The organism is Roseomonas sp. OT10, assembly GCF_020991085.1.
Taxonomy (GTDB): domain Bacteria; phylum Pseudomonadota; class Alphaproteobacteria; order Acetobacterales; family Acetobacteraceae; genus Roseomonas; species Roseomonas cutis.
Window position 1 is genome coordinate 3273339 of sequence record NZ_CP087719.1, and the last position, 25173, is coordinate 3298511.

Here is a 25173-nt window from a genome sequence, read left to right on the forward strand (position 1 = left end):
CCACAGACGGCCCGGCGACAAGGGGATACTACTTGCCAACGACATGAAAAGAAAGGGTATTTTTTCCCGTATGAACAGAATGGCAACGCCCGCAATCCAGCTTCGGCAAGTGCTTGGAAGGCAGTCCTGGCAAGTGGTGACAAGGACGGCCGGCATCCCGTCCACGAAGTTATCCCCAGGGTGGCGCGGGACCCGCTCAGCGCCGCCGGGATAGCGAGGACAACCCCATCCAGGCGCCCGCCAGCTTGGCGTACTCGCGCAGCATCGCCGGGGGCCGGGCGTGGAAGGGCTGCACCGGATAGGGCACCAGCTCCACGCCGGGCGCCGCGCGGCGCAGCTCCAGCATGGCGCGCGGCATGTGGAACCCGGCCGTCACCACCGTCACCGAGCGCAGCCCCTCCGCCCGGGCCCAGGCGGCCACTTCCACGGCATTGCCCCGCGTGCTGCGCGCCTCCCGTCCCAGATGCACGCGCCCGAGCAGCGCATAGGGTTCCACCCCCGCCACCCGGGTCAGCGCGGCCAGATCGGCATCCTCGCCGACGCCGGAGACGATGAGCCGGGCCTCCGGACGGCCGAGGGCGAGGCGCAACCCCGCCTCCACGCGATCCGGTCCGCCGGTCAGCACGGCGATGCCGTCCGTGGCCGGCAGGGGCGCGGCGGGCGGCGCCGAGGCGGCGTCCTGGAACCAGGCGAAGCCCGCACCCGCCAGCAGCAGCCCCAGCACGGCCAGCGAGAACAGCGCACGCCGCAGGACGGGGGGCAGCCGCATGGCGACCCGGCGTATCAGGCCAGGCGCCGCAACCACCGGCGGACGGTGGCCTGGGCGGTGAGCCAGCCGATCAGCGCCGCGGCGAAGGGCAGCAGCACGAGCCCGATCCAGGGCAGCGACTCCCACAGCAGCCCAGGCACCGCCGGCCCGCCGGCGAAGGGCGCCGCGAGCCGGGCCAGCGCCAGCAGGGCGGGAACGGCGATCAGCGTCCCCAGCATCGCCCCCGCTGCCGCCAACCCGGCCACGCGCACGGAGAAGCGGCCGGCGATGTCGCCATGGGTGGCGCCCAGGTCGTAGAGGATACCGATCGCCTCCCGCCGCGCCGCCAGGCCGGCCCGGGTGGCGACCGCCACCACCGCCGCGGCCACGCCCGCGACCAGGGCCAGCGTGGCGAGGGCCAGGCCCTGCACGCTGCGCGCGAGGGCGGCGAGGCGGGCGACCCAGATGCCGTGGGATTCCAGCTCCGCCCCCTCCACCGCCTCGGACAGCCGGCGCGCCAGGAGGGCAGGATCGGCGTCGAGGTCGCGCAGCCGCACCTCGATCACCCCGGGCAGCGGCAAGGCGGGCGCATCGCCCAGCCAGGGCTTCAGCAACGTCGCCATGCGCTCCGGGTCCACGGGCGTGGCGCTCGCCACCTCCGGACTGGCACGCAGGACGGAGAGGGCCAGCGCCATCCGCCCTTCCTCCGGGCGCGGCACCTGGGCCGTGACGGCCGCCGCCGCCCCCTCCTGCCACCGCTCGGCCAGGCCGGCGGCGCCATGGGCGCCGGCCAGGGCCAGGGCGGCCAGCAGCGACATGGCCGCCACCAGCCCGGGCAGAAGGCGCCCCGACAGCGCCCGGCGGAGGCCGAGCGGATCGCGTGAACGACGCCGCCGCTCAGCCATGGCGCGGGTCCGGCCCGTCCTCCCAGGGGGAGCGCGGGTCCAGGGCGGGCGGCGGCACCTCGCGCGCCGGGTCGTAGGGGCGGACGGGCCGGGTGGGGCGCGGCGGCAGGCGTGCGTCCCGCGGCGCCGCCCCCCAGCCGCCATCCTCCGGGGGCTGCGGCGGGGCGGGGTCCTCCCACTCCTCCATAGGCCAGGTGGAGACGGCGTGGCCGGCTGGCGGGTCCGCGGGCGGGGCGGGCACGTGGCCCGGCGCCCCGGCCACCCGGTCCTCCCGGGCGGGCATGGCCTGCTCCTCCGGGCCGGGACCGTCATAGGAGACGAGCCGGCCGCGCGAGAGCACGAGCATCGGCGCGGGGAAGGCGGCGACCAGATCCTCGGAATGGGTGGCGACGACCACGGTCGTGCCCATCCGGTTCATCTCCGTCAGCAGCGCCAGCAGGCGGCGTGCCTGCCGGGAATCGAGGTTGCCGGTGGGCTCGTCCGCCACCAGCAGCTCCGGCCGGCCCACCACGGCGCGGGCGATCGCCACGCGCTGCTGCTCGCCGCCCGAGAGCTGCGGCGGCAGCGCATCGGCCCGCGCCTCCAGCCCGACCCAGCGCAGGATCTCCGTGACGTCCGGGCGCAGCGACGATTCGAGCCGCCCCGCGAGGCGCAGGGGCAGCGCGACATTGTCGAAGGCGCTGAGGTAGGGCAGCAGCCGATAGTCCTGGAACACCGACCCGATCCGCCGGCGCAGGCGCGGCAGGGCGTTGCGCGGCGCGCGGGACAGGCGGGTGCCCAGCACCTCCACCTCGCCCGAGGTCGGGCGCAGGCCGCATTGCATCAGGCGCAGCAGCGTCGTCTTCCCCGCCCCGGATTCGCCGGTGAGCCAGGTGAAGGATCCTTCCGGCAGGGTGAAGGTCAGGCTGTGCAGCGCCTGCTCCCCTGCTCCGCCACCGGGATCGGGGTAGCGGAGGCCCGCATCGCTGAAGCGCACCATGCCGCCAGGATGTGCCACGCCAGTCCCGGTCGGGCCAGAGGCCGCAGGCACTTCCCGGCGGTTATATGGCCTGCATGCCACGACCCGCGAATTCATTCGCCCGGCGGTTTCCGCCCGGTAACGGAACCGCTAGCAATGACAGGGTCTTGTGGAGTCACAATCCCCTGCCCCGGGGCTCCGCCCGGCCGGCCGATTCGCGGTAGCCGAGGCCGCGCGGCCGGGGTGCCCCAGGGGCGAGGGCCGAGGAAACCGATGCGCATCGCCTGCCCCCATTGCGGAGCCGCCTACGAGGTACCGGAGACCATGCTGGCGCCGGGCCGGGAGGTACGGTGCGCCCGCTGCGGGCAGAGCTGGGCACCGCTCGCCGCGCCCCCCGCGGCGGCGCACTCCGGCCCCGTGGCGGCCGCCGCACCGGTCCCGCCCGCACCGGTCCCGCCCGCACTGGCCACGGCCACGCCGGCGACGCCCGCACCGGCAACCGGCACACCGGCGGCCGCCCCGCCGGCAACGGCCGCCCCCGCCGGGTCGCCCGGGACGGAACCCCCGCCCGGCAGAATGCCGCCCGCGCCGGCGCTGGCGCCCCCGCCCCCGCCCCGCCCCACCCCGGTGGCGACGCGGCCGCCGGCGGCCGTCGCGGAACCCCGCGGCGGGCTGATGATCGGCTGGCTGGCCTCCCTGCTGCTGCTGGGCTGTGCCGCGGTCGTCGCCGTGATCTACCGCGGGGCGATCATGGAGGCCTGGCCGCCGGCCCAGCGCCTGTACCAGGCCCTGGGCCTCTCCTGACGGGCGGGAAGGCCGCCCGGGACGCAGCCCGGCCGGCTTGCCGCTTGGCAGCCCCACCCCCCGGCGGCTATCGGTAGGGGATGCGCCGCCGCGACCTCTGCCTCGCCCTGACGGCGGGTGCTGCCCCGCTGCCCGGAACCGTCCGGGACACCCTGGCCCAGAGGCTTCCGCCACCGGTTCCTCCATCGCCCGCGCCCTATCCGGCCGAGGCGCTAGCCGCGCGCGACCCCGCGACGCTGCGCCGCCTGGCCGACCGCCTGCGCCGGCTGGAGGAGGACGGGCTGGACCCGGCCGCCTATGCCCTGCCTGCGGACGCCCTGGCCCTGACCGACCCGCGCGGCTTCGCCGAGGGGATGCAGCGCGCCGCCTCCGCCGCGCTGTCCGACCTGCTGCTCGGGCGCCTGCGCCTGCCGGCCAGCCGCCCCGACATCCTCCGCGATCCCGCCGCCGTGCCGCTGCCGCGCTGGCAGGCGGAGCTGGCCTCGGCCCCCGACCCGGCGGCGGTGATCGACCGGGCGGCCCGCCGCCATCCCGACGCCCCGGCGCTGAAGGCCGCGCTGGCGGGCGCCCGGGCCCTGGTCGCGGCCGGGGGCTGGCAGCCCATCCCCGCCACCGGCGGCACGATCGAGCCGGGCAGCACGGACCCGGCGCGCGTGCCCGCGCTGCGGGCCCGGCTGCGGGCCGAGGACCCCGCCCTGGCGGCGGCGCCGGATGCGGGGGAGCTGTACGACGACGCGCTGCTGGACGTGGTGCGCCGCTGGCAGGAGGCGAACGGGCTGGAGGCGGATGGCCGCGTCGGGGCCCTGACGCTGGCCGCGCTGAACCGCCCGGCCGAGGCGCGGGTGGACCAGTTGCGCGTGGCGCTGGACATGCGCCGCGCCGCCGCCACGCCGCCCGCCGGGCCGCGGGTGGAGGTGAACATCCCCGACTTCACCCTCCGGGTGGTGGACGGGCCGCGCGTGCTGCTGCGGATGAACGTCGTGGTGGGGCGCCCGTCCCGCGCCACGCCGCTGCTGCGCGTGCGCATGACCACGGTGCAGTTCAACCCGCCCTGGGGCGTGCCGGAGCGGAACGCCCGGCAGGATCTGCTGCCGAAGTTCCGCCGCGACCCGCGGGGGATGGCGGCGAAGGGCTTCCGCCTCTACACGGTGGTGGGGGGCGAACGGGTGGAGGTGGACCCGGCCACCGTGGACTGGGCGAGCATGACGCCCACCAACTTCCCCTACTTCATCCGCCAGGACGCGGGCGACGCCAATGCGCTGGGCCGGCTGAAGTTCATCATGCCGAACAACGACGACATCTACCTGCACGACACGCCCGAGCGCGCGCTGTTCAACCGACCGGACCGCGCCTTCTCCTCGGGCTGTATCCGACTGGAGCGACCCATGGAGCTGCTCGACATCGCCCTGGACGGCATGGGCTGGGACCGTGCCCGCAGCCAGCAGATCTTCGACAGTAAGCAGACGCGCTTCGTGCCGTTGAAGCGCAGCCTGCCGGTGAACCTGCACTACACCACCGCCGTGGTGGAGGAGGGCCGCGTCCGGCTGCGCCCCGACATCTATGGCCTCGACGCCGCCTATGCGCGGGAGATGGACCGCATCGCAACCGCCCGGATCGCCGCCCGATGAGCCTGTTCCAGAACCGCTTCGCCGGCCGCCGTCCCCATCAGGACTGCCCCTGCTGCGCGCCCTCCGCCCTCGGCCGGCGCGAGGTGATCCGCGCCTCGCTCGGCCTGGCCGCCGGCGGGCTCGCCTGCGCCGCCCTGCCCTCCCCCGTGCTCGCCGCCCCCGGCGCGCCGCGCCGGCTGAACGTGAAGCGCGCCTATACCGAGGACAGCTTCCACGGCGTCTACTGGGAGAACGGCCGCTACAACCGCGACGCGCTGCAGAAGCTGGACTGGGTGTTCCGCGACCTCTCGGCCGAGGAGGTGACGCCGATGGACCCGCGCCTCTTCGACGTGCTGCACAGCGTGGCGCAGCGGCTGGAATCGCACGAATCCTTCCAGGTGATCAGCGGCTACCGCTCGCCCGAATACAACGCCAGCCTGCGCTCCCGCTCGCGCCGGGTCTCGACCGTTTCGCTGCACATGTCGGGCATGGCCGCCGACTGCCGCCTACCGGACCGCGATTCCTACGGCATGGCGCGCCTTGCCGCGGAGATGCAGATGGGCGGCGTGGGACTCTATCGCCGCGACGGCTTCGTCCATCTCGATTGCGGCCAGCCGCGCCGCTGGTGAGCCGCGAAGGCTGACCCGGGCCGCTCGTCCCGGGACGGCCGAACCGGGGCGCCCGATCCGGGCTTCCCCATCCGGGCTTCCCCATCCGGGCCTCCCGGCCGGGCACCGTCCACCCATCACGGAACCCGCGCCCTCTCCTGACCGGCCGGGCGGAATCGAGGAAGCGCATGGACATCGCAGCCCTCGTCGCCGAGCGCGAGGCGGATCGGTACGAGCTGCACGCCCGCCACCTGAACGAGCAGATGGTGCGGGTCCTCAAGACCATCGGCTACGACGTCGGCTTCCGGCGCGGCCAGGGGCCCTATCTGTGGGACCGCGAGGGGCATCAGTACCTCGACCTGCTCAGCGGCTTCGGCGTCTTCGCGCTGGGGCGCAACCATGCGGGGGTGCGGCGCGCGCTGCACGGGGTGATCGACGCCGACCTCGCCAACCTGGTGCAGATGGACGTCTCCGTCCTCGCCGGCGTGCTGGCGGAGCGGCTGCTGCGGCAGGTGCCCTGGCTGGACAAGGCCTTCTTCTGCAATTCCGGCACAGAGGCGGTGGAGGCGGCGATGAAGTTCGCCCGCGGCGCCACCGGCCGGCCGGGCATCCTCTTCGCCGAACACGCCTATCACGGGCTGACCTACGGCGCGCTGTCGCTCAACGGCGACGACAACTTCCGCGACGGCTTCGGCCCGCTGCTGCCCGGCTGCCGTTCGGTGCCCTTCGGCGACCTGGACGCGCTGGACCGTGCCCTGGCCGGCAAGGACATCGCCGCCTTCGTCGTCGAGCCGATCCAGGGCAAGGGCGTGAACATGCCGCCCGAGGGCTACCTGGCCGGGGTGGCGGCGCTGTGCCGGAAGCACGGCACGCTGTTCGTCGCGGACGAGATCCAGACCGGCCTCGGCCGCACCGGGCGCTTCCTGGCGGTGGAGCACTGGGGGGTGGAGCCGGACATGGTGCTGCTCGCCAAGTCGCTCTCGGGCGGGCATGTCCCGGTGGGCGCGGTGCTGGCGCGGCGCTGGATCTTCGCGAAGATCTTCGACCGCATGGACCGCGCGGTGGTGCACGGCTCCACCTTCTCGAAGAACGACCTCGCCATGGCCGCCGGCCTCGCCGTGCTGGAGGCGATGGAGACGGAAGGCGTCGCCGCCAACGCGGCACGCCAGGGCGAGCGGCTGCTGGCCTTCTTCCGCGGCATGCTCGGCCGGCATGAGTTCGTGAAGGACGTACGCGGCCAGGGGCTGATGATCGGCATTGAGTTCGGCAAGCCGCGTTCGATGGGCCTCAGGACCGCCTGGAACATGATCGAGACGGTGAATGCCGGGCTGTTCTGCCAGCTCATCACCATCCCGCTGTTCAAGGAACATCGCATCCTCAGCCAGGTCTCCGGCCATGCCAGCCACACGATCAAGCTGCTGCCGGCGCTGACCCTCTCCGACGCCGACTGCGACTGGATCGAGCGCGGCTTCGAGGCGGTGGTGGCGGACAGCCACCGCTTCCCCGGCGCCGCCTGGAGCCTGGGCCGCACCCTCGCCGGCCACGCGATGAAGGCGAAGGCCGGGGTCGCCTGACGCCCCGCACCCGCCGGGGGAAAGGGCGCGGCCCGGATCAGCCCGCCTCGCCCAGCAGATGCAGGACCAGTTCGCGCCGGTGCGGCACTGTGCGGTGCTCCCACAGGTAGAGGCCCTGCCAGGTGCCCAGCACCGGCTCGCCCGCCAGGACGGGGATGGAAAGCTGGGTCTGGGTCAGCGCCGCGCGGATATGGGCGGGCATGTCGTCTGGCCCCTCGGCGTCGTGGACATAGGCGTGGCGGTCGCCGTCAGGAACGAGGCGGGCGAGGAAGCTCTCCAGGTCGCGGCGCACGTCCGGATCGGCATTCTCCTGCACCAGCAGCGAGGCGGAGGTGTGCCGGCACCACACCGTCAGCAGCCCGGTGAGGCGCGGCGCCTCGGCCAGCCAGCGGCGGACGGGCGTGGTCACCTCGACCAGCGACCGGCCGCGGGTCGCGACCTCCAGCCTGTGCCAGCGCTGCTGCATCGTCCCGGCTTCCATGGGGGGCGATGATCGGCCCGGCCCGGCCGCCGGTCCAGCCGCCCCGGTTGCGTGGAGGCCGGGCGGGCGTAACCTGTGGCGGCGGGGCGCCCGACGGGACGGGACCGCCCCGCCGCCTCCAAGGCCCGGCCCCGCGCCGGCCGCCCCGCCGCCAGGACGTCCCGTGACGATCGCACCCTCCCGCCGCCAACTGCTCCGCGCCGGATTGGCCCTTCCGGGATTGACCCTGACGGGCGGGCTGCGCGCCCTCGCCGCCGGGCTGCCCGGCGATCCCTTCACGCTCGGCGTCGCCTCGGGCGAGCCGGGGCCGGATGCCGTGGTGCTCTGGACCCGCCTCGCCCCCGCGCCGCGCCAGCCGGATGGCGGGATGCCGCCGGAGCCGGTGGCGGTGGACTGGGTGGTGGCGGAGGACGCGGCGCTGCGCCGGGTGGTGCGAAGCGGCCAGGCCCTGGCCGTGCCGGAGGACGCGCACTCCGTCCATCTGGAGTTGTCCGGGCTGCGCCCCGGCCGGCCCTACTGGTACCGCTTCACCGCCCTGGGCGCGGAGAGTCCCCTCGGCCGCACCCGCACCGCCCCGGCGCCGGGCGCCATGCCGGCCGCGCTGCGCCTCGCCGTCGCCTCCTGCCAGCAGTACGAGCACGGCTTCTACGGCGCCTACCGCCACATGCGGGCGGAGGAGCCGGACGCGGTGATCTTCCTCGGCGACTACATCTACGAGGCGTCCTGGGGCCGGAGGCTGGTGCGCTCGCACGACGCCCCCACCGCGCGCGACCTCGCCGGCTACCGGGCACGCTACGCGCTGTACAAGTCGGACCCGGACCTCCAGGCGATGCACGCCGCCTGCCCCTGGCTGGTCACCTGGGACGACCACGAGGTCAGCAACGACTACGCCGACGACCGCGGCGAGACGGAGCGCGGCGCGCCCTTCCTGGAGCGCCGCGCCGCCGCCTACCGCGCCTTCTGGGAGCACATGCCGCTGCCCGAGGCCGCCCGGCCGCGCGGCGCCTCGGCGCAGGTCTACCGGTGCGGCGGCTTCGGGGCGCTGGCCTCCATCCACCTGCTCGACGACCGGCAGTACCGCGCCCACCAGGCATGCCAGCGGCCGGACCGCGGCGGCGCCGGGCGTGTCACCCGCTCCGCCTGCCCGGAGCTGGACGACCCCGCCCGCTCCCTGCTCGGCCAGGCGCAGGAGGACTGGCTGGCCGCAGGGCTGCGCGCCGACGGCCCGCGCTGGACCCTGCTGGCGCAGCAGACCCGCATGGCCCGGCTCGGCTCCCGCCCGCGAGGGATGGGGCCGGAGGCGGAGCCCGCCTACTGGACGGATGGCTGGGACGGCTACGCCCCTGCCCGCCGCCGCCTGCTCGGCGCCCTGGCCGAACGCCGCGCGCCCAACCCCATCGTGCTGGGCGGCGACATCCACGCCCACCTCGTCGCGGAGCTGCGCCCCGATTTCGACCGTCCCGAGACCCCGCCCGTGGCCGTGGAGTTCACCGGGACCTCCATCACCAGCCAGGGCAGCCACTACCCCGACCGCTTCCCGGACGAGCCCCACATCGCCTATGCCAATGGCGACCGGCGTGGCTACGTCTCCCTCCTCCTGACGCCGGACCGGGCGGAGGCGTCGCTGCGCACCCTCGACGATCCGGCCGATCCCGCCACGGGGATGCAGACCGCGCGGCGCTTCGTGGTGGAGGCCGGACGGCCGGGCCTGCTGCCGGGGTGACGCGTGGCCCGGGGGCCCATGGGAACGGCGCCGTGGTTCAGCCGATCGCCAGCGCGCCGTCCGGCGCCGGGGCAGGCTCGGCGCGGCGGGCGTAGCGACGGGCCAGGGCGGCGCAGGCGAAGAGCTGCAGCTGGTGGAACAGCATCAGCGGCAGGACGGCGAGGCCCACGGCCGAGGCGGGGAAGAGGATGTTCGCCATCGGGATGCCGCTGGCGAGGCTCTTCTTGGAGCCGCAGAAGACGAGGGCGATCTCGTCCTCGGTGGAGAAGCCGGCGCGGCGGCTGACCAGGGTGGTGACCGCCAGCACCAGGGCGAGGATGACGGCGTCGGCCAGCAGGATCAGGCCCAGCCCGCCCAGGCTGATGCGCGACCAGATGCCGGCGACCATGCCCTCGCTGAAGGCGGCATAGACCACCAGCAGGATCGAGCCGCGGTCGAAGACCGAGGTGATCGGCTTGTGCCGGGTCAGCCAGGCGCCGATCCAGGGGCGCACCGCCTGGCCCAGGGCGAAGGGGAGGAGGAGCTGGAGGGCGATGTTCTCCAGCGCCTCCAGGCTGAACCCGCCCTGCGCCCCGAGCAGCAGCGCGACCAGCAGCGGCGTCAGCACCACGCCGAGCAGGTTGGAGACGGAGGCGCTGCACAGCGCCGCCGGCACGTTGCCGCGGGCGATGGAGGTGAAGGCGATCGAGGACTGCACGGTGGAGGGCAGCAGGCAGACGAAGAGCAGCCCCGCCGCCAGCTCCGGCGCCACCCAAGGCCGCAGCAGCGCGCCGGCCAGCAGCCCCAGCGCGGGAAAGAGGAGGTAGGTGCTGCCGGCGACCAGCCCCTGGAGCCGCCAGTGCGCGAGCCCGGCCAGCACCGCCTGCGGCGCGAGCCGGGCGCCGTAGAGGAAGAATAGCCCCGCCACGGCGACGGAGACGGCGACGTCCAGCACCTCCGCCCCCACGCCCCGGGCGGGGAGGAGCGCGGCGACGGCCACGGTGGCGAGGAGGGCGAGCAGGTAGGGGTCGATCCGCAGCCTGCTCCGGAGGGTGGCGAGCGACATGGGGGCTCCGGCGGGAAAGGACGCGCGGAGGATAGGCAGGGCGGCGTGATCCCGCATCATGATGCTATCGATAAGAGCAATCGCGAACCGCGATAACCATGGAGGGGCGGCATGCGGATGCCGAAGGCGGAATGGCTGCGCAGCTTCGTCGCCGTGTCGGAGGCGCGCAGCTTCACCCTGGCGGCGCAGCGGCTGGGCCTGGGCCAGTCCACCGTCAGCCAGCACATCCGCCGGCTGGAGGAGACGCTGGGCCGGACGATCCTGGCCCGCGACACCCACTCCGTCTCCCCCACCCCGGAGGGCGACGCGCTGCTGGCCTTCGCCCGCCCGGTGCTGGAGGCGCATGAGCGGCTGGAGCGGCACTTCGCGGGGACGGAGCTGCGCGGCCGGCTGCGGCTGGGGCTGTCGGAAGATTTCGTCCTCTCCGGCCTGCAGGAGGTGCTGCCGGAATTCGCCCGGCGGCATCCCTCGGTGGATCTGGCCCTGACGGTGGGGCTGAGCGGCCTGCTCTACGAGCGCTTCGACGCGGGCGACCTGGACGTGATCTTCGCCAAGCGGCGCGGCACCGACCCGCGCGGCCGCCTCGCCTGGCGGGAAGGGCTGGCCTGGGTCGGGCGCCCCGGCATCCGGCCCGATCCGCACCTGCCGCTGCCGCTGCTGCTCTACCCACCGCCCAGCATCACCCGCGCCCTGGCACTGTCCGCGCTGGAGGCGGCGGGCCGTTCCTGGCGGCTCGCCTGCACCAGCGGCAGCCTCAGCGGGCTGCGCGCCGCGGCGCTCGCGGGGCTGGGGGTCGCGCCGCATTCCGCGCGGCTGATCCCGCCGGGCCTCGCGGTCCTGCCCGCCTCGCGTTCCCTGCCGGAGCTGTCGGAGATCGAGTTCGTGGTGATCGGCCCCGGCCCGCACCACCGCGTGGCGACGGCACTGGAGGAGGTGATCCTGCAGACGGCGGCGCGACTGGGCGATGCGGCATGACCCCGGCGCGGGTGGTTCGCGGCGGCCCGCCGCGCACCCGCCGGGATGGCCCGGGTGGCCTGCTGCCATCGCCTTGCCCATGTCCCGGCCCCAGCCGGACGCGCCGGACCCGATGATCCGCATCCCTGGGCCGCCCACCCATCGTTTCGAAAGGGATTGCCGCAGGCCGGACTTGCCCGCATAGCGGCGGCATCGCCGAGTGCGACATGCTTTCTGCGGGGAGGGGCCTGCATGCGGGTGGCTGTGCTGAAGGAACGCCGGGGCGGGGAGACGCGTGTCGCGGCGACCCCCGAGACGGCGAAGAAGCTGATCGGCCTGGGCAACACGATCGCGGTCGAGACGGGGGCCGGGCTGTCGGCCGGCATCCCGGACGCGGCCTATGCCGAGGCCGGTGCGGAGATCGCCGCCGATGCCGCCGCCGCTCTGTCGGGTGCCGGGATCGTCCTGAAGGTCCGCGCGCCCCTCGCCGAGGGCGAGGGCGAGGTGGACGAGCTCTCCCTGATCCCGGCCGGCGCGCTGCTGATCGGCACGCTGGAGGGCATGACCAGCCCCGACCGGGTGAAGGCCTATGCCGGGCGCGGCATCGAGGCCGCGGCGATGGAAATGCTGCCGCGCATCACCCGCGCGCAGAGCATGGACATCCTCTCCTCCCAGGCGAACCTCGCCGGCTACCGCGCGGTGATCGAGGGCGCGGCCGCCTTCGACCGGGGCTTCCCGATGCTGATGACGGCGGCGGGCACCATCCCGGCGGCGAACGTCTTCGTCATGGGCGCGGGCGTCGCCGGCCTCCAGGCCATCGCCACCGCCCGCCGGCTGGGCGGCCGCGTCTCCGCCACCGACGTGCGACCGGCCGCCAAGGAGGAGATCAAGTCCCTCGGCGCCACCTTCGTCGGCTACGAGGATGAGGAGAGCAAGGCGGCCCAGACCGCGGGCGGCTACGCCAAGCAGCTCTCGGCCGAATTCTACGCGAAGCAGGCCGAGGTCGTGGCCGCGCACATCGCCAAGCAGGACGTGGTGGTGACCACCGCCCTGGTGCAGGGCCGCAAGGCGCCGATCCTGGTGACGGAGGCCATGGTCGCCGCCATGAAGCCGGGCAGCGTGATCGTGGACATCGCCGCCGACGCCGGCGGCAACGTCGCGCTGACCCGGCCGGGCGAGATGGTCGTCACGGCGAACGGCGTGAAGATCCTGGGCTGGCACAACTGGCCCGGGCGCATCGCGGCGGCGGCCAGCAGCCTCTACGCCCGCAACCTGCTGACCTTCCTCACCACCTTCTGGGACAAGGACGCGAGCGCGCCGAAGCTGCCGGAGGAGGACGAGATCGTCCGCGGCGTGCTGCTGACCCGCGGCGGCCGCACCGTCCACCCGCAGCTCCAGGCCGCCTGAGAGGGACGCCCGAGATGACCCCGAACGAACTCGCCAACCGGGCCGACGGCGTCGCCCAGCAGGCCCTGGCCCTGGCCCGGGAGGCGCGCCTCGCCGCCGAGGCGCATGCCCCCGGCGTGATCGAGGCGGTGGGCCACGGCGCCGCCGCGGCCGAGCCCTTCCTGCTGCTGCTGACGATCTTCCTGCTCGCCTGCTTCGTCGGCTACCACGTGGTGTGGAGCGTGACGCCGGCCCTGCACTCGCCGCTGATGGGCGTGACCAACGCCATCTCCTCGGTGATCGTGGTGGGCGCCATCCTCGCCACCGGCCTGGGCGATTCCGTCGCCGCCAAAATCTTCGGCTTCCTCGCCGTCACGCTTGCGAGCGTGAACATCTTCGGCGGCTTCCTGGTCACGCGGCGCATGCTCGCGATGTTCAAGCGGAAGGGCTGAGCGGGACCATGTCGCACACCCTCTCCACCCTCGCCTACCTCGTCGCCTCCGTCCTGTTCATCCTGGCGCTGAAGGGGCTGAGCCACCCGGAGACCAGCCGGCGCGGCAACCTGTTCGGCATGGTCGGCATGGCCATCGCCGTGATCGCCACGCTGGCCACCCCGGGCATGTCCGGCGGCGGCATTGCCATCGTGCTTGCCGGCCTCGTCATCGGCGGCGGCATCGGCGCCTACCTCGCCCAGAAGATCGAGATGACGGCGCTGCCGCAGCTCGTCGCCGCCTTCCACTCGCTGGTCGGCATGGCGGCCGTCTTCGTCGCGGCCGCCGCGCTCTACGCGCCGCAGAGCTTCGGCATCGGCGTGCCGGGCAACATCCACGGCCAGTCGCTGGTCGAGATGTCGCTGGGCCTCGCCATCGGCGCCATCACCTTCTCGGGCTCGGTCATCGCCTTCGCCAAGCTCCAGGGGCTGATGAGCGGCAAGCCCATCACCTTCCAGGGGCAGCACTACCTCAATGCCGGCCTCGGCCTGCTGCTGCTGGTGCTGGTCATCGCCTTCGTCTCCACCGGCAACGAGCTGCTGTTCTGGCTGATCGCGCTGCTCTCCTTCGGGCTGGGCTTCCTGCTCATCATCCCGATCGGCGGCGCGGACATGCCCGTGGTCGTGTCCATGCTGAACAGCTACTCCGGCTGGGCGGCGGCGGGCATCGGCTTCACCGTGGGCAACCTGCTGCTGATCGTCACCGGCGCCCTCGTCGGCGCCTCGGGCGCGATCCTGTCCTACATCATGTGCAAGGGCATGAACCGCAGCATCGTCAACGTGCTGCTGGGCGGCTTCGGCGCGGACGCGGCCACGGCCTCCGCCGGGGGCGGCGCGGCCCAGCCGGCGCGCCCGGTGAAGTCGGGCAGCCCGGAGGACGCGGCCTACATCATGAAGAACGCCGGCAAGATCATCATCGTGCCCGGCTACGGCATGGCGGTGGCCCAGGCGCAGCAGGTGGTGCGCGAGATGGCGGACCTGCTGAAGAAGGAAGGCGCCACGGTGGAATACGCCATCCACCCGGTGGCGGGGCGCATGCCCGGCCACATGAACGTCCTGCTGGCCGAGGCCAACGTGCCCTATGACGACGTGCACGAGTTGGAGGAGATCAACCCCGAATTCGCGGAAGCCGACGTGGCCTATGTGATCGGGGCGAACGACGTGACCAACCCGGCGGCCAAGACGGACAAGTCCTCGGCCATCTACGGCATGCCCATCCTGGACGTGGAGCGGGCGAAGACGGTGTTCTTCGTCAAGCGCGGCATGGCCTCCGGCTATGCCGGCGTGGAGAACGAGCTGTTCTTCCGCGACAACACCATGATGCTGTTCGGCGACGCCAAGAAGGTCACCCAGCAGATCGTCCAGGCGCTGCAGAAGTAGCGCGGACGCCCCCGGGGGAGGGAGGCCCCTCCCCCGGCCGGCCTATTCGATCCGGACCCCGGCCCGGCGCGGCACCGCGGACCACGTCTCCGTCTGCGTGGCCAGGAAGCCGCCCCATTCCGCCCGCGTCATCGCCTGCGGGATCAGCCCCATGCTCACCAGCCGCGCCTGCATCGCCGGCTGCGCCATGGCCTCCGTCAGCACCGCATGGAGCCGGTCCAGCGCCGCATCCGGCGTGCCACGCGGCGCCAGGATGCCGAACCAGCTATCCGCCTGCAGGTCGGGCACGCCCAGCTCCGCGAAGGTCGGGACGTCGGGCAGCAGGGGGCTGCGGCCGGGGCTGGTGACGGCCAGGGCGCGCAGCCGCCCGGCCTTCACATGCTCCGCCACCTCCAGCACGTTCGACACCATCAGGTCCAGCCGGCCGGCGATCAGATCCGCCTGGCCCTGCGGCCCGCTGCGGTAGGGGATGGTCTCCATGGCGATGCCCAGCGCCTCGCGCATGATCTGGTGCGCGGGCTGGAAGCCGGCCAGCGCGGCCGAGCCGGTCTGCAACGGGCGCCCGGCCTCCCGCGCCCGGCGCACCAGCCCGGCGAGGTCGCGATCGGGCGAATCCGCCGGCACCACCAGCACGTTGGCCGACTGGCCGACGAAGGCGACCGGGGCGAAGTCGCCCACCGTATCGTAGGGGAGCCGGGCGTAGAGGCCCGGCGCCACCACATGGGCATTGGCGATCAGCAGGATGGTGTGCCCGTCAGGCGCCGCCTTGGCCGCCCGGTCGGAGGCGATGGTCCCCCCGGCGCCCGGGGCGTTCAGCACCACCATGGGCTGCCCGAGCAGGGGTGCCGCGGCCTCGGCCAGGGCGCGGGCGATGACGTCCGTGGCGCCGCCGGCCCCATAGCCGACCAGCAGTGTCACCGGCCGGTCCGGAAAGGCCAGGGCCGGCCCGGCGAGGGCCGTGGCGCCGCCGAGCGCCAGCAGGAGACGGCGGGACAGGTCGTGCATGCGGCAAGGCTAGAGCACGATCGGCCGGGGCGGTATCACCCGGGACGCCATTCCTGCACCCGGGAGGCGATCCCCGCCCCCACGGGCTGGCGGCGGGGTGGCCGGCCTATCGCCGCGACAGGTCGATGAGGGCGGCGAAGCCCGTCTCGGTGCCGAAGGCGACCTGCGTGCCGGCGGCGTTCCAGGCCAGGGCGGAGACCGCCCCCCGCCCCGGGGCGGCGATCGGCACGATCTTGCCCGAGGCGATCTCGGCCATCAGCACCAGCCCGTCGTTGAAGCCGGCGGCGAAGACCTCCTGCTGCGGGTGGCAGGCGACGGCCGAGCACAGCACGCCGTCGCCGCCCGCGATCTCCTCCGGCGCCTTGCCCATCGGGCCACCGCCGAAGAAGGGCCAGAGCACCACCGCCTCGCTGCCCGAGGTGGCGAGCCAGCGGCCCTTGGGGCTGAAGGAGAGGAAGCGCGTCTTGCCCGGATAGCCGGACATGCGCATGTGCTGCCCGTCGGTCAGGCGCCAGCCGTGCAGCGCGTTCTCCTGCATCGCCGTCACCACATGCGTGCCGTCGGGCGAGACGGCGATGGCGTGGTGGCTGCCCTTCCACTCCAGCACGCGCGGCTTGTCCTCCTTCGCGGCGACGAACCACATCGAGGCGCCGTTGTAGTGGCTGGCGAAGACCCGCTTGCCCTTGCCGTCGATGGCCACGCCCCCGGCGGTGGAGGGGGTGGCGAGGGTCTTGAGCTTCGCCCCCTTGCCGTCGAACAGGTGGATGGCCTTGCCCACCGCCGCCGCGCGCAGGCCGGAAGGGTGGGTGGCCAGGTGCTCCACCCATTTCATCGCGCCGAAGGCAGCGACCTCGCCCGCCGTCCCGTCCGGCGCGGTGCGGACCAGCCGGCCGTCATCCCCGCCGGAGAGGAAGCCCTCCGCCGCGTCCGGCACCAGGGACAGCGCCGCGCCGTCATGCGCCTCGACCGCCTTCCATTCCCCTGGCGCGGCGAGGTCCACGACCCGCAGCGTGCCGTCGCCGAGCGCGAAGGCGGCGGACCGGCCCTCCCGCCCGAAACCGGCGCCGACCACCCAGGCGCCGAGTTCCTGCCCGGTGCCGCGGCTGTCCATCAGGAAGTCGGCGCCCTCCACCGTCTCGGACATCAGCCGGCGACCGTCGACTCGAAGCCGCGGCGCAGGCGGGGGCGGTTCAGGTTGCGGCCGATGAAGACGATGCGGGACCTGCGCGGGTCGCCCTCCCGCCAGGGGCCGATGAAGTCGCCATCGGCGATCATGTGCACCGCCTGGAAGGCGAAGCGCCGGTCCTCGCCCTTGTAGTGCAGGATGCCCTTGGTCCGCAGCAGGTCCTGGCCCTGGGTGGCCAGCACCTCGCTGATCCAGGCGTTGAAGCGCTCCGGGTCGATCGGCTTGTCCACCTCGAAGGCCAGCGAGGAGACCTCGCCGTCATGCTCGTGGTGGTCCTCGCCGGAGAGGAAGTCCGGCTCGCGCTCCAGGATGCGGTCCAGGCTGAAGGCGTCGCGGCCGACCACGCTCTCCACCGGCACGTCGGACTTGGTGGCGCGGCGGATCTCCACGGAGGGGTTGATGGCCCGGATGCGGCGCTCGACCTCGGCCGCCTCCTCCGGCGTCACCAGGTCCATCTTGTTCAGCACGATCAGGTCGGCGAAGGCCACCTGCTCCTCCGCCTCCGGGCTGTCGCCCAGGCGCTGGAGCAGATGCTTGGCGTCGACCACGGTCACGATGGCGTCCAGCCGGGTCGCCTTCTTCACGTCCTCGTCCACGAAGAAGGTCTGGGCGACGGGGGCGGGGTTGGCGAGGCCGGTGGTCTCCACGATGATGCCGTCGAAACGGTCGCGCCGGCGCATCAGCCCGCCCAGGATGCGGATCAGGTCGCCGCGCACGGTGCAGCAGACGCAGCCGTTGTTCATCTCGAACACCTCCTCGTCCGCATCGACGACGAGGTCGTTGTCCACCCCCAGCTCCCCGAACTCGTTGATCACCACGGCGAACTTCTTGCCGTGGTTCTCGGTCAGGATGCGGTTCAGCAGGGTGGTCTTGCCCGCGCCGAGATAGCCGGTGAGGACGGTGACGGGGACGGGCGGGCGGGGCTGGGCTTCGGACATGGGGACTTCCCTCTGGGGAGGCAGGGACAAGGTTCGGCGTGTTATATGGTACGGTCCGGCGCCTGGGTCACGGGGGCGGCGGCAGGGCCCCGGGGCGGGCAGGCCGCATGGCGGCCCTGCCCCGTCCGGGCGTGTCGGATCGGGCGGCGGCCCGGCACGGGGCACCGGGGATGCCGCACCGGTCCCGCCAGCCCGGTCCAAGGCGTCGGGGACCGAGAGGACGGCGGAACCTCCGCCCGCGCCGGACGCTCCTTCGGCAGGCCGGGCGTTCCGGCCGGATCGACCGGGAGTGCATGAGATGACGAGGATCCTTGGCGCCGCGGCCCTGGCCGCCGCCTTCTTCCTGACGGCCTGCGGCGGCGTCAGCACCACGGGCTCGTCCGCGAGGACCGGCGCCGGCAGCGGCAGCAGCAACAGCACGGGCAGCGCCTCGGGCGGCGGGACGGGCGGTGCGTCGGGCGTCGGCGGCAGCGGCAGCAGCGGGGCCGCCAGCAGCGGGGGCGGCGGGGCCGGCGGCAGCAACCGCTGACCGCCGCTTCCCGCGGCCGGGCCGCCGTGATCGGGCCGGTCGCGGGGAAGCCCCGCGCCGCCGGCATTCCGCCCCGGCGGGCTGCGTGGTAACCCCCCGTCCCCTGCCTTGCCGCCCCCCGTCGGCAGGCTCCGAGGACCTGGCGGACCGCACAGCCCATGATCCCGCGCATCGCTGAGACCCCCGCCCCCGAGGCCCTGACGCGGAGCTTCGCGGCGGCGCTGGCGGGGGCCGGCTTCTGCGGCGAGATCGACCTGTCGGATTCCGCGCGGACGGTCTTCGCGACGGACAACTCGATCTACCGGGTTCCCCCCCAGGCGGTGCTGTTCCCGCGGGACGAGGCGGATGTGGCCCGGGTGCTGCGCCTGCTGGCGGAGGAGCGCTTCCACGGCGTGGTGCTGGCCCCGCGCGGGGGCGGGACCGGCACCAACGGCCAGTCCCTGACCGCCGGCCTCGTGCTGGACCTCTCCCGGCACATGAACCGCATCCTGGAAATCGACGCCGCGGCGGGGCGGGTGCGGGTGCAGGCGGGGGTGGTGAAGGACCAGCTCAACGCCGCCCTGGCGCCGCACGGGATGTTCTTCGCGCCGGAGCTGTCCACCTCCAACCGCGCGACCATCGGGGGCATGATCTCCACCGACGCCTCCGGCCAGGGCTCCTGCCTCTACGGCAAGACGCGCGACCACGTGCTGGGGCTGAAGACCGTGCTGACCGACGGCACGGTGTGGGACTCCGCGCCGCTGGGGGAGGAGGCGCTGCGGGCGATCCAGCGCCGCACGGACCTGGTCGGTGCCATCCACCGCACCGTGGGCAGCATCGCCCGCGACCATGCCGCGGCGATCGCGGCGGGCTTCCCGAAGCTGAACCGCTGCCTCACCGGCTACGACCTCGCCCATCTCCGCGACGGCGCCGGGCGCTTCGACCTGAACAGCGTGCTCTGCGGCTCGGAGGGCACGCTGGGCGTGCTGGTCGAGGCCACGCTGAACATCCTGCCCATCCCGAAGCACAGCGCGCTGGTGAACCTGCGCTACGACAGCTTCGACGCCGCGCTGCGCGACGCGGGGGCGCTGATGGAATTCGGCGCCGCCTCGATCGAGACGGTGGACAGCAAGGTGCTGGGCCTCGCCCGCAACGACATCGTCTGGGAAGGGGTCCGCGAGTTCTTCCCGGCCGATCCGGAGCGCGAGTCGGCGGGCATCCTGCTGGTGGAGTTCGTCGGCGACACAGAGGATGCGGTGGCCGCCCCCCTCGCCCGCCTGACCGCCATGCTGGACGCCGAGGGCTTCGCGGGGCGCCGGCTGGGCTACACCGTCGCGTATGGCGAGGGGCCGGTCACGCGCATCTGGACCATGCGCAAGCGCGCGGTCGGGCTGCTGGGCAACATGGCGGGCGAGCGGCGGCCGATCCCCTTCGTCGAGGACACCGCCGTGCCCCCGGAGGCGCTGGCCGACTACATCGCCGAGTTCCGCGCCCTGCTCGACGCGCGCGGCCTGGCCTATGGCATGTTCGGCCATGTCGATGCCGGCGTGCTGCACGTCCGCCCGGCCATCGACATGAAGGACCCGGCCCAGGCGCCGATGATCCGCGAGGTCTCGGACGCCGTGGCCGCGCTGACGCACCGCTATGGCGGGCTGCTCTGGGGCGAGCACGGCAAGGGCGTGCGCTCGGAATACTCGCCGGGCTTCTTCGGCGACCTCTACCCGCTGGTGCAGGCGGTGAAGGGCGCCTTCGACCCGCGCAACCAGCTCAATCCCGGCAAGATCGCCACCCCGCCCGAGGGCCAGCCCGGCAGCGGCGCCGCGCTGCTGCGGGTGGACGGCGTGCCGACGCGCGGCGAGGCGGACCGGATCATTCCGGAGCACGTCCGCGCGCCCTACGACACGGCGATGCACTGCAACGGCAACGGCGCCTGCTTCGACTGGAACTTCGACGACCCGATGTGCCCCTCCTGGAAGGGCACGCGGGAACGGCGGCACTCGCCCAAGGGCCGCGCCATGCTGGTGCGCGAATGGCTGAAGCGCCTGACCGAGGCGGGGGTGGACCCGGTGGCGGAGGCCAGGGCCCTGCGCGCCGCCTCTCCCTTTGCCGGGATGGCCGCGCGGCTCCGCAACACGCTCGCGCGTCGGCGGGGCGAGGCGGACTTCTCCCACGCCGTGAAGGCGGCGATGGACGAGTGCCTCGCCTGCAAGTCCTGCACCGGCGGCTGCCCGATCAAGGTGGACGTGCCGGGCTTCCGGGCGAGGTTCCTGGAATTGTACCACGGCCGCTACCTGCGGCCGCTGAAGGACCACCTGGTCGCGACCGTCGAGCATGCCCTGCCCCGCGCCGCGCGCTTCCCTCGCCTCTACAACGGGCTGACCGGCAGCGCCCCCGGCCGTGCCGCGCTGCGCGCCCTGGGCCTGGTGGACAGCCCGCCCGTCTCGAGCATCGACCTGGGCGCGGAGTTGCGCCGGCGCGACATCGCACTGGCCACGCCGGAGGCGCTGCGCGGGCTGGACGAGGCGGAGCGCGCCCGCTCCGTGGTGCTGGTGCAGGACGCCTTCACCAGCTTCAACGAGACGCCGCTGGTGCTGGACGTGCTGGACCTGCTGCTGGCGATCGGCGCACGGCCCTTCGTCGCGCCCTACCGGCCCAACGGCAAGCCGCTGCACGTGCACGGCTTCCTCGGCGCCTTCGGACGGACGGCGGCGGCGAATGCGGCGATGCTGCGCGCGCTCGCCGAGACGGGGGTGCCGCTGGTCGGCATCGACCCCTCCATGACCCTGACCTACCGCAACGAGTACAAGGAGGCGGGCGCCGCCGTCCCGCCCGTGCTGCTGCTGCAGGAATGGCTGGCGCAGCGCGAGGGGGAGGCGCCGCGCGCTGCATCCGCGGCCACCTACCGCCTGCTGCCGCACTGCACGGAGCGCACCAACGCCACGGCCAGCCTGCGCGACTGGCAGACGGTGTTCCGCCGGCACAGTCTGGCGCTGGAGGTGCTGCCCTCGGGTTGCTGCGGCATGGCCGGCACCTATGGCCACGAGGCGCAGCACCGGGCGATGTCTGAGCACCTCTACGGGCTGAGCTGGAAGCGCCACGTCGACGCCGCCCCCGATCCGCGGCACCTGCTCGCCACGGGCTACTCCTGCCGCTCGCAGGTCGATCGCCTCGACGGCATCGCGCTGCCCCACCCCGCCCAGGCCCTCCTCCTTGCCATCCGCGAGGCGGCCAGGGCGGCACCGTCCCGGGAGGCGGCCGGGCCGGCCTCCTGACCCGGTCGCCCGGCACCATGCCGGTCAGGGGCGGTACTGGGCGTCGCTCACCTGCTCCATCCACTCGACCGGAGAGCCGTCCAGCTTCTCCTGAATGGCGATGTGGCTCATCGCCGTGCTGGCGGTGGCGCCGTGCCAGTGCTTCTCGCCCGGCGGGAACCAGACCACGTCGCCGGGGCGGACCTCCTCCACCGGCCCGCCCTGCCGCTGCACCCAGCCGCAGCCGGCCGTGACGATCAGGGTCTGGCCGAGCGGGTGGGTGTGCCAGGCCGTCCGCGCGCCGGGCTCGAAGGTGACCAGCGCCATCGCCACCCGTGCCGGGTCGGGCGGGCTGAACAGCGGGTCGATGCGGACCGCCCCGGTGAAGTACTCCGCCGGGCCGCGCCCGGATGGCTGCGAGCCCGCTCGCCTGATCTCCATGCTCCGTACCTCCTCCTCGGCCCCGGGGTCGGGGCGTGACCTTCCCCCTGCCAGGAGATGGAAACCGCGCCGCCGCCGGCCAGTTGGCACCGCCGCGCCGCCCCATACCTACGTCGGGATGACCTGGTCCGTCAGGCTGTGGTGTTTCGGCGTCGGACCGGGAGGGGACGCCGTCCCCTCCCAGACCCTCCCCTGCCGGGGCCACAAGCGGGCCCCGGACCCCGCTGGGAGTCTGGTGCTTCGTGGCTGCCGTCAGCCTGCGGGCTGAACCCTGACGAAGCGCGGACAGGCGGGACTCCGAAAAAGCTTCAAAGGCGTCAGCGAGTGTGGAGGCCGTACCCGCCGAGGAGCATGGCTCCTCGGCGCCTCGACCCCGTGTCCGGCTGTCCCGCGGCAGCGCTGATCGGGTCCAGGGCCCGCAGGGTCCTGGCGGAGTGGGGGTACGGGGGCGAGGCAGAGCCTTGCCCCCGGGCCACGGGCGCCAACTGGCAGACGTCAACGCATCCCGCCGTCCGTATCAGCGCGTGGCGGGAAACAGGTCGGGGCGGTCGGTGGTGATCAGGGTGACCGGGGCTGCGAGCCAGTGGGCCACCTGGTCCGGCGTGTTGATCACCCAGGCTCCGAGGCGCGGCGTGCCGATGCGGTCGAGGAAGACATCCAGATCCCGCTCCAGCAGCTCGTGGTGGACGGCGACGTAGTCCACACGCGCGGCCTCCAGCCTGGCCAGCACCGCCTCCAGTCCGCCCTGCTTCCGCACGGAGGCGTCGTTCAGCGAGGCGAGCAGCCGCCCTTCGGGGCAGGCGGCCCGCAGCCGGTCCAGCACGTCGAGCCAGAAGGAGGTCAGCACCGCCTGTCCGGCCAGGCCGCGGCGACGGATGCAGCCGGCGACCTCCGCCTCCAGCCCGGGATAGGGCCGGCCCTCCGCATCCACCTTCAGCTCGACATGCAGCTCCGTCCCGGAGGGGCCGAGCACGTCCAGCACCTCGTCCAGCGAGGGCACCCCCTCCTCGCCGCCCTTCAGCCGTAGCGCGCGCAGCTCCGCCATGGAGCGCGCCGCGACCGGGCCCGTGGCGTCGGTGGTGCGGTCCAGCGTGGGATCGTGGATGACGGCGAGGTCGCCGTCCCGCGTCGGATGCACGTCGAACTCCACGCCGGAGACGACGCCGAGCCCTAGCACCCGGCGGAAGCCGTCCAGCCCGTTCTCCGGCCACAGGTCGCGCGCGCCCCGATGGCCGATGATCCGCTTGTCCATGTGTCCCCCGCTCACCCGCCGGGCCTACTTCCCGGACTCGATCAGCCCCTTCACGAACCACCGCTGCAGCCCCAGCACGACCAGCAGCGGCGGCAGCATGGCCAGGACGGCGGCGTTCATCGCCAGGTTCCAGGCGGGGATGCTGTCCCCGTGCGGCACGAGCTGCTTGATGCCGACGACCACGGTCGTCATCGACGGTTCGGTGGTGAAGAGCAGCGGCCAGAGGTACTGGTTCCAGCCGAACAGGAAGAAGATGATCGACAGCGCCGCGAGGTTGGGCAGCGACAGCGGCAGCAGGATGCTCCACAGGAAGCGCAGCGGCGTGGTGCCGTCGATGCGGGCGGCGTCGCACAGCTCGTCCGGGATGGTCAGGAAGAACTGCCGGAACAGGAAGGTCGCGGTGGCCGAGGCCATCAGCGGGAAGATCAGCCCGCCATAGCTGTTCAGCAGGCTCCAGTTGGCCGAGACCTCCAGCCGCCAGCCCGTCAGCCCCTGCCACAGCCGGCCGATGCCCAGGCCCTCCACGAGCAGGCGCAGCGGCATCAGCACGTCCGTCATCGCCTCGAAGGTCGGCACGATGCGCACCTCCACCGGCAGCATCAGGGAGAGGAAGATCAGCCAGAAGGCCGCCTGGCGGAAGCGGAAGCGGAAATAGGTGATGGCGAAGGCGGAGAGCAGCGAGATCGCCAGCTTGCCCGCCGCGATCCCCACCGCGACGATGACCGAGTTCAGCAACAGACGGCCGAAGCCGATGCGCGCCCACACCGCCTCCGCATTCGCGACGAACTCGCCCCCCGGCAGCAGCGGCGGCGGCACCTGCTGCACCGCCTCGGCGCTCAGCGAGCCGGCGACGACGGCGTAGTAGACGGGCAGGCAGGTGACCAGCGCGGCGGCGACCAGGACGAGGTGGCAGGCGGCGTTCAGCCAGGGCGTGCGCTCGATCACTGCGACACCTCGTAGCTGATGCGCCGGTCGATGAGGCGGAACTGCACCACCGTCAGGGCGATGGCGAAGCCCATCAGCAGCACCGACTGCGCCGCGGAGGAGCCGAGGTCGAGGTTCACGAAGCCGTCGACATAGACCTTGTAGACGAGGATGTTGGTCGCCGCCGCCGGCCCGCCCTTGGTGGTCGCGTCGATGATCGCGAAGGTCTCGAACAGGCCATAGACCATGTTCATGATGGTCAGGAAGAAGATGGTGGGCGCGATCATCGGCAGGGTGACGTGGACGAAGCGGCGGAAGGGACCGGCGCCGTCCACCGCCGCCGCCTCCACCACCGCGCGCGGCACCGCGCCCAGCGCCGCGACGAGGAAGATGTAGTTGTAGCACAGGTGCTTCCACGACGCGGTCAGGATCACCAGCAGCATGGCGTCGTGGCCGTTGCGGTTCGGGTCCCAGGCGATGCCGACGGCGTGCAGCAGGCTGGCGATGGGCCCCACCAGCGGGTTGAACAGGAAGGCCCAGACATAGCCCGCCACCGCCGGCGCGATGGCATAGGGCAGCAGCAGCACGGCGCGGTAGGCGGCGCGGCCGCGCAGCACGCGGTCGGTGGCGAAGGCCAGCACCAGCCCGACGCCGAAGGTCAGCGCCGCGGTGGCCAGGGTGAAGACCACCGAGAGGCGCAGGGATTCGCGGTATTCCGCGCTGGCGAGCAGGGCCCGGATGTTCTCCAGCCCGACGAAGTGCACCGTCTCGCCGAAGGGGTCCTGGAGCAGGAAGGCCTGTGCCAGCCCCCGGATCGCGGGGATGAAGAAGAAGACCAGCAGGATCAGCAACTGCGGTGCCAGCAGCAGGAGGGGCACGAGCTGCCCCTCGAAGCCGGAGGCCTTCACCCCCACCCGGCTGGCCGGGTGGCGGGCGCGCAAGAAGCCCGGCAGGCGACGCCGGCGACGGTCCGTGACGGCGGGCAGGACCGTCTCGCTCATGGCC

23 protein-coding genes are annotated in these 25173 nt (G+C 73.5%); 11 read left to right on the forward strand and 12 right to left on the reverse strand.

Translation table 11 applies throughout. The features are described from left to right. Positions 1-196: 196 nt before the first annotated feature. From LPC08_RS15030 to LPC08_RS15040, 3 genes are read right to left on the reverse strand one after another with little or no spacing between them, the layout of a single operon-like run. Positions 197-769: a YdcF family protein gene (locus LPC08_RS15030; RefSeq protein ID WP_230449051.1), complete on the reverse strand. Its 573-nt coding sequence runs from the start codon at positions 767-769 to the stop codon at positions 197-199. A gap of 14 nt (positions 770-783) precedes the next feature. After that, entirely contained in the window at positions 784-1653 is an 870-nt protein-coding gene (locus LPC08_RS15035) for a cell division protein FtsX (RefSeq protein WP_230449052.1), read from the reverse strand. Continuing rightward, positions 1646-2650, reverse strand: coding sequence for a cell division ATP-binding protein FtsE (locus LPC08_RS15040; protein WP_230449053.1), 1005 nt, complete (start codon positions 2648-2650; stop codon positions 1646-1648). The genes LPC08_RS15035 and LPC08_RS15040 overlap by 8 nt, the downstream gene beginning before the upstream one ends. 234 nt (positions 2651-2884) lie before the next feature. On the opposite strand from LPC08_RS15040, the gene LPC08_RS26390 reads away from it, so the two are divergent. The 4 genes from LPC08_RS26390 to LPC08_RS15060 all read left to right on the forward strand — a co-directional run bounded on the left by LPC08_RS26390 (position 2885) and on the right by LPC08_RS15060 (position 7204). Beyond that, the gene (locus LPC08_RS26390; protein ID WP_502592167.1) at positions 2885-3415 is read left to right on the forward strand and encodes a zinc-ribbon domain-containing protein; all 531 of its coding nucleotides are present in this window, start codon (positions 2885-2887) and stop codon (positions 3413-3415) included. 80 nt (positions 3416-3495) lie between these two features. Then, positions 3496-5043, forward strand: coding sequence for a L,D-transpeptidase family protein (locus LPC08_RS15050; protein WP_230449055.1), 1548 nt, complete (start codon positions 3496-3498; stop codon positions 5041-5043). Further along, positions 5040-5651, forward strand: a complete 612-nt coding sequence (locus LPC08_RS15055; RefSeq protein ID WP_230449056.1) for a YcbK family protein — start codon at positions 5040-5042, stop codon at positions 5649-5651. Before LPC08_RS15050 ends, LPC08_RS15055 begins: the two co-directional genes overlap by 4 nt. Before the next feature lie 167 nt (positions 5652-5818). Further along, positions 5819-7204 (forward strand): aspartate aminotransferase family protein, encoded by a 1386-nt coding sequence (locus tag LPC08_RS15060; RefSeq protein WP_230449057.1) that lies wholly within the window; start codon positions 5819-5821, stop codon positions 7202-7204. A gap of 37 nt (positions 7205-7241) precedes the next feature. Here the strand turns inward: LPC08_RS15060 and LPC08_RS15065 are convergent, their stop codons facing one another. Then, complete coding sequence (locus LPC08_RS15065) at positions 7242-7670, reverse strand: secondary thiamine-phosphate synthase enzyme YjbQ (protein WP_230453087.1); 429 nt, start codon at positions 7668-7670, stop codon at positions 7242-7244. A gap of 235 nt (positions 7671-7905) precedes the next feature. On the opposite strand from LPC08_RS15065, the gene LPC08_RS15070 reads away from it, so the two are divergent. Beyond that, the gene (locus LPC08_RS15070) at positions 7906-9408 is read left to right on the forward strand and encodes an alkaline phosphatase D family protein (RefSeq protein WP_230449058.1); all 1503 of its coding nucleotides are present in this window, start codon (positions 7906-7908) and stop codon (positions 9406-9408) included. Between the two features lie 37 nt (positions 9409-9445). On the opposite strand, the gene LPC08_RS15075 is transcribed toward LPC08_RS15070, so the two are convergent. Beyond that, positions 9446-10453: a bile acid:sodium symporter family protein gene (locus LPC08_RS15075; RefSeq protein ID WP_230449059.1), complete on the reverse strand. Its 1008-nt coding sequence runs from the start codon at positions 10451-10453 to the stop codon at positions 9446-9448. 111 nt (positions 10454-10564) lie between these two features. Here LPC08_RS15075 and LPC08_RS15080 point away from each other — a divergent pair, with 111 nt between their 5' ends. The 4 genes from LPC08_RS15080 (at position 10565) to LPC08_RS15095 (ending at position 14663) form a co-directional block, all read left to right on the forward strand. Next, the gene (locus LPC08_RS15080; protein WP_230449060.1) at positions 10565-11428 is read left to right on the forward strand and encodes a LysR family transcriptional regulator; all 864 of its coding nucleotides are present in this window, start codon (positions 10565-10567) and stop codon (positions 11426-11428) included. Positions 11429-11659: 231 nt separating this feature from the next. Next, a complete protein-coding gene (locus tag LPC08_RS15085; RefSeq protein ID WP_230449061.1) occupies positions 11660-12814 on the forward strand; it encodes a Re/Si-specific NAD(P)(+) transhydrogenase subunit alpha in 1155 nt (384 codons plus the stop codon). A 14-nt stretch (positions 12815-12828) separates the two neighbouring features. After that, the gene (locus LPC08_RS15090) at positions 12829-13245 is read left to right on the forward strand and encodes an NAD(P) transhydrogenase subunit alpha part 2 (protein WP_230449062.1); all 417 of its coding nucleotides are present in this window, start codon (positions 12829-12831) and stop codon (positions 13243-13245) included. An 8-nt stretch (positions 13246-13253) separates the two neighbouring features. Then, a complete protein-coding gene (locus tag LPC08_RS15095) occupies positions 13254-14663 on the forward strand; it encodes an NAD(P)(+) transhydrogenase (Re/Si-specific) subunit beta (RefSeq protein WP_230449063.1) in 1410 nt (469 codons plus the stop codon). A 42-nt stretch (positions 14664-14705) separates the two neighbouring features. Here LPC08_RS15095 and LPC08_RS15100 read toward each other — a convergent pair whose 3' ends face one another. From LPC08_RS15100 to LPC08_RS15110, 3 genes are all read right to left on the reverse strand, one after another. Further along, complete coding sequence (locus tag LPC08_RS15100; protein WP_230449064.1) at positions 14706-15668, reverse strand: Bug family tripartite tricarboxylate transporter substrate binding protein; 963 nt, start codon at positions 15666-15668, stop codon at positions 14706-14708. 106 nt (positions 15669-15774) lie between these two features. Next, a complete protein-coding gene (locus tag LPC08_RS15105; protein ID WP_230449065.1) occupies positions 15775-16812 on the reverse strand; it encodes a WD40 repeat domain-containing protein in 1038 nt (345 codons plus the stop codon). Further along, positions 16812-17792 carry a CobW family GTP-binding protein gene (locus tag LPC08_RS15110; protein WP_230449066.1) on the reverse strand — a complete coding sequence of 327 codons (981 nt, stop codon included), beginning with the start codon at positions 17790-17792 and terminating at the stop codon, positions 16812-16814. Before LPC08_RS15110 ends, LPC08_RS15105 begins: the two co-directional genes overlap by 1 nt. Positions 17793-18090: 298 nt before the next feature. Here LPC08_RS15110 and LPC08_RS15115 point away from each other — a divergent pair, with 298 nt between their 5' ends. After that, positions 18091-18321 carry a hypothetical protein gene (locus LPC08_RS15115; protein ID WP_230449067.1) on the forward strand — a complete coding sequence of 77 codons (231 nt, stop codon included), beginning with the start codon at positions 18091-18093 and terminating at the stop codon, positions 18319-18321. A gap of 158 nt (positions 18322-18479) precedes the next feature. After that, positions 18480-21572 carry a D-2-hydroxyglutarate dehydrogenase YdiJ gene (gene ydiJ / locus LPC08_RS15120; protein ID WP_230449068.1) on the forward strand — a complete coding sequence of 1031 codons (3093 nt, stop codon included), beginning with the start codon at positions 18480-18482 and terminating at the stop codon, positions 21570-21572. 24 nt (positions 21573-21596) lie between these two features. Here the strand turns inward: ydiJ and LPC08_RS15125 are convergent, their stop codons facing one another. From LPC08_RS15125 to LPC08_RS15140, 4 genes are all read right to left on the reverse strand, one after another. Further along, a complete protein-coding gene (locus tag LPC08_RS15125; protein WP_230449069.1) occupies positions 21597-21992 on the reverse strand; it encodes a (R)-mandelonitrile lyase in 396 nt (131 codons plus the stop codon). A gap of 517 nt (positions 21993-22509) precedes the next feature. Continuing rightward, positions 22510-23244, reverse strand: coding sequence for a glycerophosphodiester phosphodiesterase family protein (locus tag LPC08_RS15130; protein WP_230449070.1), 735 nt, complete (start codon positions 23242-23244; stop codon positions 22510-22512). A 24-nt stretch (positions 23245-23268) separates the two neighbouring features. Continuing rightward, positions 23269-24189, reverse strand: coding sequence for an ABC transporter permease subunit (locus LPC08_RS15135; RefSeq protein ID WP_230449071.1), 921 nt, complete (start codon positions 24187-24189; stop codon positions 23269-23271). Continuing rightward, entirely contained in the window at positions 24186-25169 is a 984-nt protein-coding gene (locus tag LPC08_RS15140; protein WP_230449072.1) for an ABC transporter permease subunit, read from the reverse strand. The genes LPC08_RS15135 and LPC08_RS15140 overlap by 4 nt, the downstream gene beginning before the upstream one ends. Positions 25170-25173 lie beyond the last annotated feature (4 nt).